This is a genomic window from Protofrankia symbiont of Coriaria ruscifolia (assembly GCF_900634745.1).
In the GTDB taxonomy this organism is placed as follows: domain Bacteria; phylum Actinomycetota; class Actinomycetes; order Frankiales; family Frankiaceae; genus Protofrankia; species Protofrankia californiensis.
This window is the reverse complement of the sequence record NZ_CAAAFR010000005.1, coordinates 1-11,864: the sequence shown is the minus strand read 5'-3', so window position 1 is coordinate 11,864 and position 11,864 is coordinate 1. Positions and strand designations below refer to the sequence as shown.

Here is an 11,864-nt window from a genome sequence, read left to right as displayed (position 1 = left end):
CTGCGTGTGCGCGACCTCGACGACGTGGCGCTGGTCGAGGTGGACGCCGACCGGGTGGACGCGCTGTCCGCGCGCCCGGACCTGCTGGCGGTTGTCGAGGGCTTCGACCGGGTGGAGATCGATCCCCGCGGGTTCCGGTCGGGTTCCATGAACGAACTGCTGCCGGCGGCCATGGTGCGCGCGGCCGGGGACGACGACGACAGGAAGTGACAGTGACGGGCGATGCCAGTGACAGGCGATGACAGCGGCGGACGGTTACGGTGCCCGGGGATGGCGGCGCCCGAGGGCGACACCGCCTGCGGACGGGCGTCCGATCAAATCGGGTTCCCCTCGGTGTCGACCGGTTCGGTGTCGTCCTCCGCAGGAGGGGAGAGCACGGCCGCCACTATCCCGATCAAGGCGAGGGCGAAGCCGATGGTCAGTCCACCGGCCGCGACCACGTTGAGCCACGTGGGCCGTTCGGTGGCCCCGAAGAAGAACGGGATGATGATGACCGCGGTGGCGACAAGACCGATCGCGAACAGCACGGCCCCCACCCGGACGAAGACGTCCGCCCGGTTCCGGCGTCCCGGAGGTCCGGGAGGTTCCGGAGGTCCGGGTTCCCGGGTCGCTGGATCATCCACGTGTGCCAGCCTACGGATCGCGTGGCCGCCGGGCCAAAGGCGGCGCGATCATGTTTTTCGCGCTGCCGGCGGCCAAGTTCCTGGATTGCCGGGCCAAAGGCGGCGCGATCATGTTTTCTCCGACAGGACCGACTTCCTGGGGAGCGGAGTGAACATCGGTTGGACGCTTCTGCCCGGTGACGAAAAAGTACGGACGACCACCCGTCGGCGTGTCCCCGGATAGCCTTGAGACCCCGGTACCTCACCGGACAGTCTCCCTTCGCTACTCATAACGAGGTCTCCCGTGCCCACCGGCAGAGTCAAGTGGTTCGACGTCGACAAGGGCTTTGGCTTTCTCAGCCGTGACGACGGCGGTGATGTGTTCGTTCACAAGGCCGCGCTCCCGCCCGGCGTGGACAAGCTCAAGCCCGGCGACCGGGTCGAGTTCGGGATCGCCGTGAGCCGCCGTGGCGACCAGGCGTTGTCGGTGCGGGTGCTTGCGGCTCTGCCGTCGGTGACGAAGGCCGCTGCGCAGGCGGCGCGACGCAGCCCCGACGAGCTCCACAGCATGGTCGAAGACATGATCAAACTGCTGGACGAGGTGCAGGGCTCGCTGCGTCGAGGGCGCTACCCCGACCGTCGCATGGCCCAGAAGGTGGCGAAGGTCGTCCACGCGGTCGCCGACGAGCTGGAGGTCTGATCGCGACCTGTTCATGCCCCGCGACGGAGTTTTACTCGCGCGACGGAATTTCACTCCCGCGGCAAATATTGATCTTTGTTTCGTGAACCGGCGCCCGGCCGCTGCCCAGCGGGGCCGGGATCAAGACCGGGCCGGCCGGGTCGAAGCCGAGGTCCGGGTCGAAGCCGAGGTCCGGGTAGATCAGCGCAGGGGAGCGGACAGGGCCGGTACGAGGTTGGCGGCGGCCGCGCGGCCCAGCAGGACCTCGACCGCTTCGTAGCCCTCGTCACCGAGCTGCAGGGTGTAGTCGTTGACGTACAGCCCGATGTGGGCGTCCACCACCTCCGGGTCCATCTCCTGCGCGTGGTCGAGGACGTAGGAACGCGACGCCTCCGGATCGGTGAACGCGGCAGCCACACTCGCCCGCACCGTGGCCGACAGCGCCGCGCCGTCGAGGTGACGACGGCCCAGGACGGCCCCGAGCGGGATCGGCAGGCCGGTTTCGGACTCCCACCAGTCACCGAGGTCGGCGACAGCGGTCAGGCCGAAGGACGGGTAGGTGAACCGGGACTCGTGGATCACCAGGCCGGCGTCGTACCGTCCGTCCCGCACCGCGGGCATGATTTTCTCAAAGGACAGGACGTCGATGTCGCTCACCCCGCGTCCCTGTGCCCACAGGCGGAACAGCAGGTAGGCGGTTGTGCGCATACCGGGGATCGCGACGCGTGCGCCGCGCAGGTCGTCCCGACCGGCGGTCAGTACGAGAGGCCCGCAGCCGCGTCCCAGCGCGCTCCCGGCCGACAGCAGCCGGTAGGAGCCCAGCAGCCAGGGCAGGGCCGCGTAGGAGACCTTGACCACGTCGTCCAGGCTGTCGGCGGCGCGCCGGTTCAGCACGTCGATGTCGGCGAAGGTCACCGTGACCGCTGTGCCGTCCCCGACCAGCCCGTGCGCGAGCGCATGAAAGGCGAAGGTGTCGTTCGGGCACGGGGAGATCGCCAGCGACAGCGGGGACAGCACCGCCGGCGGGGTCGTCGCGGTGTCGCCGCCGCTGCCAATCTGGATCATGATGTGCCCGCCGGTTCGGCCCGCCCGGCAGAGCCGGAGGTGCGCACAGCGGCGGTGAGCGTGTCGATGCCGGCAGTGAGAGCGGCTGCCGCGGCGCTCAGTCCGGCCAGGGCGCCCGGCAGGTCCCAGCTGGACCGGTCACGGCGTCCGACCGCGTTACTGATCGCGCGGATCTCGGCAAAGGGTGTGCCGTACGCCGCCGCCGCCGTCGCGACCGCATACCCCTCCATCGCCTCGGCGGCCGGGCCGAAGCGCAGCGCCAGGGCCCCGGCTCGACGATCGGTCCCGGTGACCGTCGAGACGGTCAGTACCGGTCCGGTCCTGACCGCGCGCCCGGTACCGCTGAGGACGTCAACGAGCGCCTGGACGGCGTCTTCCCGGGGGGTCAGCATGGAGGCTCCGAGCCCGAGCTGCTCCAGGGTCAGAAAGTCGCTGGACGCCGATGGTGCGGGCGACTGCGCCGGCTCGCCGGGCGAGGTGTCGACGCCGGATTCCGCACCGAGATCCGCGGCGATCAGCGCATCCGCGACGACCAGGTCACCGACGTTCGCGCGTCCGGCGAAGCCACCCGCGACGCCGAAGGAGACGATCAGGTCGAACGGGTCCCCCGCGGCATGGGCTGTGGCGAGCGCGGTGGCGGTACCGGCAGCCGCCGCCGGACCGGCGGCCCCGGCGGCGAGGACGGTCACCGCACCGGAGCGGCGGCCCAGGTAGGGGCCGATCCGTACGGCCGTCAACAGCTGGCGGTCCCACGATGGCGCCGAACCGCGTGACGGCGTGCCCGTACCGGAGGCGCCGGAGGCTGCGGGGACTCCGGGGGCGGTGGCCCGGGGCTGCCACGACCCCATCATTCCGGCGCAGACCGCGTCCGCTTCGGCCGTCACCGCGGTGACGAGCAGGATCCGGCTCACGCCGCCACCAGCAGGGGAACCGGCAGGCAGACACAGCCCGGGCACACCGCACCCGCGGTGGTGGGGCTCACGGGATCACGGCTGACAGAACTCGAGATCATGGGGCTACGGCTGGACGACGAGACGGAACGGCCAGCTTCCGGACGCCTGGTCGCCGCCGGCGTGCGGGGCCTGGAAGATAGTCAGGTTCACCTCGCCGCGTCCGTCCGGCACGGTCAGGTGGTAGTGCTCATCGGTGATGAGCTCGGAAATCCGGGTGTCGTTGGACGCAAGAAAGTACCCTTTGTCGGCAATCGACTTCGCAACATCGATGTTCACGGTCGACCCGGGGACGGCGTGCAGGACGGGCGCCTGGTAGCCGGCATCCTTGATCACTGCACCGTCGCGATCGTACTGGGCGGCGTGCGCCTTGACGAAGTTACCGCCGGACTGCAATGTCACCAGCGGAGTCGGACGGTCGCAGCCGGTGAGCACCACGACCAACGCGCCGAGGAGGCAGAGTACGACGGGGCGTCGCCGCCGGGTGCGGAAAAGTAGCCGAGATACGGACACGATCGGAGGTTATCGTTCTCGACGGTCGGACGCTGACCTGCTCGCGATCCCACCGGTGGGTTGTCGGTCTCAACCCGCCGCCTCGACCCGCCGGTTCAACCCGCCGATCGTGGCAGCCGTCGGTGGCCGCGCCGCCGGTGTCGCTCGATCAGCCGGAACCGCGTTCCCGCCAGTGGCGGATGGACGGCTGCGGCACGGTGGGTCCCTGCGGCACGGTGGGTCCCTGGGGCACAGTGGGCGGCTGCGGCACGGTAGGCGCCGACGGCAGGGTGGAGGTCTGCGGCAGGGTGGGTGCTCCCGGATCGAGGTGGGCCATGGCCGGGGCGTACAGCCCGCTCCGGCGCGCCTGCGCCGCCGCCCGTGAGCGGTGCAGGGCCCGGGTTTCCATGAACATCGTGAGCAGGACCGTCGCGGACGCGGCGGCGAAGCCGAGCGTTCCGGGTATCTCTACGAGGCCGATCGCGCCGCCGGCAACCCACGCGAGCTGCATCGCGGTTTCCGAGCGGGCGAACGCGGAGTTGCGGGTGTCCTCGGTGACGTCCCGCTGTATGATCGCGTCCAGGCCGAGCTTGCCCATCGAGCTGGCCATGGTGACCAGCAGGGCCGCGAGCAGCGAGGTCAACTTCGTGTAGTTGACTGCGGCGCCCAGGGACCCCCCGGCGGCCATCAGCAGCGACAGCATCAGCAACGCTTCCGGCCGTCGGTGGCCGAGGCGTCCGCCGACGAACACGCCCAGGCCGCTGCCGGCACCCGCGCAGATCGCCAGTCCGGCCAGCCACAGGTTGTTGCCGCCGCTGGTCCGCAGCAAGAATGCCAGGTAGAAGGTGAGAAAGCCGACCAGCCCGCGCAATACCAGCGAGGCGCGCAGGGCCACCGGCAGCCCGCCGAGCGCCCGGCGCAGCCGGCCGGTGATATCCCGGTGGAAGCGGACCGTCCCGAGGAAAGCGCGCTTTTCACCCGCGGCGGAGTCGACGTGTTTGGGCAGGTTGAACGCGAGCAGAACGCCGATCATATAGACAATGGCGCAGATCCGCAATACCCACGGATAACCGATGTAGGGGATGTTGGCGATACCGAGCCCGAGAGGGGCCACCACCGCTCCGGCCACGATGTTGACCAGGGAGATCCGGGAGTTGACCTTCACCAGGGTCAGGTCCCGGGGGGCCACCCGGGGGATGACCGCGCTGCGGGCCACGCCGAACGACCGGGACAGCATCAGCAGGCCGAGCGCCAGCGGGTAGACCGCCACGCCGTCGAGGGAGCCCGCGAGCTGCCAGGCGAGCATGCCCCGGGCCAGGCAGATCGCGGCCAGGGCGGTCCGGCGTCCATAGGCGAACCGGTCCAGCACCGGGCCGATCACCGGCGCCAGCAGGACGAACGGCACCATTGTGATCAGCAGGTACAGTGCGACCTTCGATCGTGCCTCACCTGTGGGCACTGCGAAGAAAAGCGATCCGGCGAGTGCTACTGTGACCAACGCGTCCCCGGCCGCGTTGACGAACGAAAGCTCCGTCAGGGAGGCAAGTCCGGACTGTTCGGCGCCGCCCCGACGGGCGGAGGCTCGCAGCTTCCGGACCCCCCTGGCGACACCGGCACTCACGTTCACCATGCTGAGTGTCCTCCCCCCCAGGAGAGCCATCACGACCACGCAGCGCAGTTCCGGAACGTGTAGGCGACAATACGTGCGTGGAGGCTCAGGATGTGCAGCTTGGCCCGACAGCACCCCCGACATCGGTGAGCGGGGACGCGGCGGTGCCCGTCGATCCTGACCGGCCCGACCGGCCGGTTCGGGCCGCTCGAGCGAACCGGCCGCCCGCGCTCCCCCGGACCCCGCGGGCTCCCCGGGCGCCGCGTCCACCCGCGGTGGACGCCGTGTGCGCCGCGGCCGTCGAGGAAGCCCGTGCCGCCGCCCTCGCCGAGGCCGGCGATCCGCGTCTGGTCGGTGAGCATCTCGGTGTCGAAGCCGACGGCGAACGGCTTGTCCTGCACCGTTTCGCCTGCGGGGCACGTGCCTACCCCGGCTGGGTCTGGACGGTGGTGGTCACGCGCGCCTCGCGCATGCGCAAGGCCACGGTGGACGACGTGGTGCTGCTGCCCGGCGAGGAGGCGCTGACCGCCCCGCAGTGGGTGCCGTGGTCCCAGCGGCTGCGTCCCGGTGACGTCGGAGTCGGTGATCTGCTCCCGACCGCCGTGGACGACCCGCGCCTGACGCTGCGTCTCGGCGACATCGAGGAATTCGTCGACACCGACGCGTGGAACGAACTCGGCCTCGGCCGTCCGCGTCTGTTGTCGATGACGGGACGTGATGACGCTCTTGCTCGCTGGTATGCCGGTGAGTCCGGCCCGGAGGCGTCCATCGCCCGGGTCGCCCCTGCCGCCTGCCGGACCTGCGGTTTTCACGTGCGTCTCGCCGGGATCCTGGGACGGGTGTTCGGGGTATGCGCGAACGAGATGGCTCCGGACGACGGTCGGGTGACCGCGCTCGACCATGGTTGCGGTGCCCACTCGGAGGCGCTGGTGGCTCCGTCCGCGCATCCGGAGTCGATCGTGTACGACGACGACCCGGGTGATCTGGAGTCCTCCGATCTGGAGCTGGTCGGTGTCGCCACGCATCCGCCCGGCTCGGTTCCGGACGATTCCGCCCAGGCACCGGGCGGGGACGGCGCGGGCCCGGAACCCTATGGCCACTCCTGACGGGGTTCACAGATCCTGACCGGCTTCGCCAGGAGGCGTCCGGGAAGATGGACGGCGTGACCGGTACACCGACCGCACCCACCGCCCCGTCCGTAGCGCCGTCCGGCGCCGTCCCGCAGCCCTATCGCGAACTCGGCCTCACCGACGACGAGTACGCCCGCATCGTCTCCACGCTCGGGCGCACGCCGTCCGACGCCGAGCTCGCCATGTACTCGGTGATGTGGAGTGAGCACTGCTCGTACAAGTCGTCCAAGGTGCACCTGCGCCAGTTCCGCGACACACCCGCGGGTGACCGCCTGCTCGTCGGCATGGGCGAGAACGCCGGGGTGGTCGCGGTCGGTGAGGGTCTCGCCGTCACATTCAAGATCGAATCACACAACCATCCGAGCTTCGTCGAGCCGTACCAAGGCGCGGCGACCGGTGTCGGCGGGATCGTCCGCGACATCCTGACCATGGGTGCCCGGCCGATCGCCGTCCTCGACCCGTTGCGTTTCGGGGACGCCGACGCCCCCGACACCGCCAGGGTGCTGCCGGGGGTGGTCGCGGGCATCGGCGGCTACGGCAACTGCCTCGGCCTGCCCACGATCGGCGGGGAGGTCGTCTTCGACCCGTCCTATCTGGGTAATCCGCTGGTCAACGCCTTGTGCGTGGGGGTGATGCCGGTCGGTCGGGTGCAGACGTCGGCGGCTGTCGGGGTCGGGAACGCGGTCGTCCTGCTCGGCGCCAAGACCGGCCGGGACGGCATCGGCGGCGTGTCCGTGCTGGCCTCGGCGACCTTCGACGAGGGCGGCGGGCCGGCGCGCCGACCGTCCGTCCAGGTCGGTGACCCGTTCACCGAGAAGATCCTCATCGAGTCGTGCCTGGAGCTGTTCGACCGCGGGTTCGTCGTCGGCATCCAGGACCTCGGCGGCGCGGGGCTCACCTGCGCGTTGACCGAGACGACCGCGGCCGGGCTCGCGGCCGGCGGGCCCGGCGGCATGGAGGTCGATCTCGATCTCGTCCCGCTGCGCGAGGCGTCGATGGCGCCGCACGAGATCCTGGCGAGTGAGTCCCAGGAGCGGATGCTCGCGATCGTCACCCCGGACGTGCTGCCCGAGGTGCTGGCGCTCGCCGAACGCTGGGGTGTGCTTGCCACCAGGATCGGAACTGTCACTGACAGCGGACGGCTGCTCATCCGCTGGCACGGTGAGGTCGTCGTCGACGTCCCGCCCGGTTCGCTCGCCGACGACGGGCCTGTGTACGACAGGCCGGTCCGCAGGCCGGCGGACCTGGACACGTTGCGGCTCGACGATCCCGCGGCGCTGCCGCGTCCGAGCACCGGGGACGAGCTGCGCGCGACCCTGCTGACGATGATCGCCTCGCCGAACCTGTGCTCGAAGGCATGGGTGACCGACCAGTACGACCGGTACGTGCAGGCGAACACCGTGCTCGCGCAACCCGAGGACGCCGGGGTGATCAGACTGTCCGAACGGACGGGCCTGGGCATCGCGCTGGCCACGGACGGCAACGGCCGCTACACCCGGCTCGACCCGTTCGCGGGCGCGCAGCTCGCCCTGGCCGAGGCGTGCCGCAACGTGGCCGCGTCCGGAGCCGTACCGATCGCGGTGACGAACTGCCTGAACTTCGGCTCACCCGAGAACCCGGAGGTCATGTGGCAGTTCGCCGAGGCCTGCCGGGGGCTCGCGGACGCCTGCCGCCGGCTCGGACTGCCGGTCACCGGTGGGAACGTGTCGTTCTACAACCAGACCGGGTCCACCCCGATCAACCCGACGCCGATCGTCGGCGTTCTCGGCCTGTTCGACGACGTGGCCCGGCGGGTCCCGATCGGCTTCACGGACGAGGGTGACTCGCTGTTGCTGCTCGGGGAGACCCGCGCGGAGTTCGGTGGCTCCGAGTGGGCCTGGGTGACTCACCGGCACCTCGGCGGGCTCCCACCTGCCGTCGATCTCGCCGCCGAGAAGCTGCTCGCCGAGATCCTGGTCTCGGGTTCCCGCGACGGGATGCTCACCTCGGCGCACGACATCTCCGACGGCGGGCTGGCGCAGACACTGGTCGAGTCGTGCCTGCGTGGCGGGCACGGCGCCCGGATCGTCTTCCCTCGGGGGGCGGACCTGTTCACCGAGCTGTTCAGCGAGTCGGCGGGACGCGCGGTGGTGGCCGTGTCCCGCTCGGAGGAGCTGCGCTTCACCGACATGTGCGCCGCCCGCGGACTGCCGTGGCGGCGTATCGGCGTGGTCGACGGCGACACCCTGGAGGTCCAGGACGCCTTCACCGTCAGCCTGGACGAACTGCGGACCGCCCATTCGTCCACGCTGCCAGCCCTGTTCGCGGCCACCACCCCGACCACCTGACCCGCGACGGCAAAGGTGACGTGGTGAACGATGTGGATCCGCGGTCGTCCCTCCCGGCCGTCCGCCCTCCTCCGGTCTAGCGGTACGGCCCCGGTCGCCGTGGCATTCCAGCAGGCGGTGAGCAGGGCAACCGGAGACAAGGCGCGGTAAGGCGGTAAGACAGTGAGGACGGTAAGAACAGTGAGAACGGTAAGAGAGGCGGCATGAGTATCGACCAGCACGGACTCTCCAGTGACGCGGCAGCTGCCATACGGCGGATTGGCGTGGTGACGTTCCCGGGTTCGCTCGACGACCGGGACGCCGCTCGCGCGGTCCGCCTCGGCGGTGGCGAGGCCGTACCGCTTTGGCACGGCGACACCGACCTGTCCGGGCTGGACGCGGTCGTCCTGCCGGGCGGGTTCTCCTATGGTGACTACCTTCGTGCCGGGGCGATCGCGCGCTTCTCCCCGATTGTCGGCGCGGTCGTGGACGCGGCCCGCGACGGGCTGCCCGTCCTCGGTATCTGCAACGGATTTCAGGTGCTGTGTGAAGCAGGGCTGCTACCAGGGGCGCTCACTCGTAACGCCGGCCTGCATTTCGTCTGCCGGGACCAGACGCTGCGGGTGGAGAATGCCGCCACCGCGTGGACGTCGGAATACGCGGCCGGCGAGGAGGTGGTCATCCCCGTCAAGCATGGTGAGGGCCGCTACGTGGCGAGCCGGGCGACGCTTGCCGAGCTTGAGGGTGAGGGCCGGATCGTCGTCCGCTATCTCGGTGGGAACCCGAACGGCTCGGTCGCCGACATAGCCGGCGTCTGCAACCCAGAACGTACGGTTGTCGGGTTGATGCCGCATCCCGAACACGCCGTCGAGGCCCTGACCGGCCCCGGCCCGGACGGCCTGGCCATGTTCCAGTCGGTCGTCTCCCATCTGCCCGCCGCCGGAGCCCTCACCGGCGCCGGAGGCTGACCCGCAGCCGCCCGCAGCCGCCAGCTGCAGAACCGCACCCGCCTTCCGGTACCTGCGTCCGTCCGTCCCCGTCCCGCGGACACCAAAGCCGTTCCGGCCGTTACGGCGACCGTGCTGACATCTCACCCGCCGGTGCGCGCCGCCCACGTCTGACGGGTGATGGCGTAGACCACGCTCGGCCGACCATGGAGTGACCATTCGCCGTCGAGGGTCAGGTCGACCTTCTCCATGACCCGTCGGCTCTGGGTGTTGTCCGGGTGGCAGATCGAGATGACCCGGTCGACGCCGACGTGGACGAACGCGAACTCCACCGCCGCCGTTCCGGCTTCCGGCGCCAGGCCCCGTCCCCACCGGTCCCGCCGCACCGTCCAGGCGACCTCGACACCGGGCCAGCCCAGCTCCTCATACAGGCCGGCGCGGCCGATGAACTCGCCGGTGAGGCGGTCCCGGACGACCCACATGCCGAAACCGCGCAACGCCCAGTGGCCGAGCTGGAACGCGGCATGGCGCCACACCGACTCCTCGTCCATGGGACCGCCGCCGGTGTACCGGGACATGTCCGGATGCTGGGTCATCTGCGAGTAGGGGGCGATGTCCTCGGCGCGCCAGTCCCGCAGGACCAGCCGCTCGGTGACCACCGTGGGGATCTGCCGGGCCGGGGACGGCGGTCCGAAGTGCAGGGTCATGCCGATGCGCTCCCAGTGGTCAGGGCGAGACGGCGTCGGGCTGACAGGGCGTCGTGGAGTGCACGGACCGGGTGCAACTCCCGGTAGGGACGTAGCTGGGCTGCGGTCCGGCGCAGGTTCGCGGTCACGGTCGACGTCGGGCAGTCGTCCAGCATCTCCACTACGGCCAGAGCGCGGACGGCCGCCTCTTCCGGGTCGGGATGTTCACGCGCCATCAGTGCTGCGGACAGGGCGAGTAGGGCATGCCCGCGTTCCTCGAACCCGCCGTGACCGGACTCGTACAGTCCCACCGCGGTCCGGGCGATCGGTTCCGCTTCGACTCCCGCGCCGATCCGGGCGAGTACCCCACCGGCGAACATGTCCGCTGCCGCAGGTCCGAGCGGCGACATCCCGGGGCGTGGTGGCAGGTCGGCCGCTGCCCGTCGCATCCGCTCCAACGCCTCCCGCGCGGACTGCGTGTCGCCGGCCGCGGCATACCCGCGCGCCGCGTAGGCGGCAAGGCGTGCCGCGGTGTACGGGTGGGGGAACCGCTGCGCAGCTTCGACCGCGACCCGGGCCGCCTCCTCATACCGGCCGCCGTAGAACGCCAGGGTGGATTCCATCCCGGCGACGGACGCGGCCACCACCGGTTCCTCGGCATCCTCGGCGTGGTCCCCCGCGAGGGTGAGGAACCGGCGGGACGTGGTCGGATCACCCATGTTGAACGCCAGCCGGCACAGCATGTAGGCGCAGGAGCCCGCTGCCACGGTGAGGCGCCGGTGGGCCCGTAGCCGGGTCGCCTCCCGCAGGCTGCTCTCCGTCTGCCGCCACGTCTCGAACACCAGCGGGGCGAGCGTGCCGTGGGGGGTGGTGGTGAACACGGCCGCGTGCCGGTCGACCTGGTCCTCGACTTCGGCGACGGTCAGCGGGTCGGGGCCGGTGGCCGTCCACTGCCGGTAGGTATCCGCGGCGAGGATGCCGGCCGCGGCCAGTTCGAAGACCTCCCGCCGGTCCGTGGCATCCTCCCCTCGTTGCTTTCGCGGGTCGGGTGGGCTGTGGCGTCGTGTCCGTCGTTCCTGCCATGCCTGCCCGCGCAGCGTACGCAGTTCCCCGCCGGCGTCCAGCGCCACGTCCAGCACGTCGATGAGGTTCTCGGACGGCACGTCCCGGCCCGACTCTGCCTGCGACACGTAGGCGCGCTTGAAGCCGATCATGGCGGCAAGCCGCTCCTGGCTGTACCCGGCGGCACGGCGTAGTTCCCGGATGCGGTCGGCAAGCTCTCCCTTCGCCCCGCCGTCGCCCATCGCTGCCTCCCGGCATCCGCGGTGGGGTAACCGGCGTAACCAGCTACCCGTAACCAGTTACGTACGGCCGCCTGTTACGGGCTGCCGCTACCCC

Annotated in this window: 11 protein-coding genes and 1 pseudogene; 5 read left to right on the top strand and 7 right to left on the bottom strand. The window is 70.7% G+C overall.

Features of this window, described 5'->3' with window-relative positions:
- Positions 1-210 (top strand): annotated as a pseudogene (locus tag CV1CTNOD_RS00225) (hydrolase); the annotation flags it as partial.
- Between the two features lie 104 nt (positions 211-314).
- Here the strand turns inward: CV1CTNOD_RS00225 and CV1CTNOD_RS00220 are convergent.
- Positions 315-623: a hypothetical protein gene (locus CV1CTNOD_RS00220; protein WP_131784203.1), complete on the bottom strand. Its 309-nt coding sequence runs from the start codon at positions 621-623 to the stop codon at positions 315-317.
- Between the two features lie 283 nt (positions 624-906).
- Here CV1CTNOD_RS00220 and CV1CTNOD_RS00215 point away from each other — a divergent pair, with 283 nt between their 5' ends.
- Positions 907-1,302: a cold-shock protein gene (locus CV1CTNOD_RS00215; protein ID WP_131784202.1), complete on the top strand. Its 396-nt coding sequence runs from the start codon at positions 907-909 to the stop codon at positions 1,300-1,302.
- Positions 1,303-1,482: 180 nt separating this feature from the next.
- Here CV1CTNOD_RS00215 and CV1CTNOD_RS00210 read toward each other — a convergent pair whose 3' ends face one another.
- From CV1CTNOD_RS00210 to CV1CTNOD_RS00195, 4 genes are all read right to left on the bottom strand, one after another.
- Positions 1,483-2,346 carry a 1,4-dihydroxy-6-naphthoate synthase gene (locus tag CV1CTNOD_RS00210; RefSeq protein WP_131784201.1) on the bottom strand — a complete coding sequence of 288 codons (864 nt, stop codon included), beginning with the start codon at positions 2,344-2,346 and terminating at the stop codon, positions 1,483-1,485.
- The gene (gene mqnB, locus CV1CTNOD_RS00205; RefSeq protein ID WP_131784200.1) at positions 2,343-3,257 is read right to left on the bottom strand and encodes a futalosine hydrolase; all 915 of its coding nucleotides are present in this window, start codon (positions 3,255-3,257) and stop codon (positions 2,343-2,345) included. Before mqnB ends, CV1CTNOD_RS00210 begins: the two co-directional genes overlap by 4 nt.
- Before the next feature lie 105 nt (positions 3,258-3,362).
- The gene (locus CV1CTNOD_RS00200) at positions 3,363-3,809 is read right to left on the bottom strand and encodes a hypothetical protein (RefSeq protein ID WP_131784199.1); all 447 of its coding nucleotides are present in this window, start codon (positions 3,807-3,809) and stop codon (positions 3,363-3,365) included.
- Positions 3,810-3,957: 148 nt separating this feature from the next.
- Complete coding sequence (locus tag CV1CTNOD_RS00195) at positions 3,958-5,418, bottom strand: MFS transporter (RefSeq protein WP_131784198.1); 1,461 nt, start codon at positions 5,416-5,418, stop codon at positions 3,958-3,960.
- 143 nt (positions 5,419-5,561) lie between these two features.
- Between CV1CTNOD_RS00195 and CV1CTNOD_RS00190 the strand changes: the two genes are divergently transcribed.
- The 3 genes from CV1CTNOD_RS00190 to purQ all read left to right on the top strand — a co-directional run bounded on the left by CV1CTNOD_RS00190 (position 5,562) and on the right by purQ (position 9,801).
- Entirely contained in the window at positions 5,562-6,503 is a 942-nt protein-coding gene (locus CV1CTNOD_RS00190; protein WP_242606229.1) for a DUF3027 domain-containing protein, read from the top strand.
- A 56-nt stretch (positions 6,504-6,559) separates the two neighbouring features.
- A complete protein-coding gene (gene purL / locus CV1CTNOD_RS00185) occupies positions 6,560-8,854 on the top strand; it encodes a phosphoribosylformylglycinamidine synthase subunit PurL (protein ID WP_165485232.1) in 2,295 nt (764 codons plus the stop codon).
- 203 nt (positions 8,855-9,057) lie between these two features.
- Complete coding sequence (purQ, locus tag CV1CTNOD_RS00180; protein ID WP_131784195.1) at positions 9,058-9,801, top strand: phosphoribosylformylglycinamidine synthase subunit PurQ; 744 nt, start codon at positions 9,058-9,060, stop codon at positions 9,799-9,801.
- Positions 9,802-9,923: 122 nt separating this feature from the next.
- Here purQ and CV1CTNOD_RS00175 read toward each other — a convergent pair whose 3' ends face one another.
- A complete protein-coding gene (locus CV1CTNOD_RS00175) occupies positions 9,924-10,487 on the bottom strand; it encodes a GNAT family N-acetyltransferase (protein ID WP_131784194.1) in 564 nt (187 codons plus the stop codon).
- Positions 10,484-11,770 carry a helix-turn-helix domain-containing protein gene (locus CV1CTNOD_RS00170; protein WP_131784193.1) on the bottom strand — a complete coding sequence of 429 codons (1,287 nt, stop codon included), beginning with the start codon at positions 11,768-11,770 and terminating at the stop codon, positions 10,484-10,486. The genes CV1CTNOD_RS00175 and CV1CTNOD_RS00170 overlap by 4 nt, the downstream gene beginning before the upstream one ends.
- Positions 11,771-11,864 lie beyond the last annotated feature (94 nt).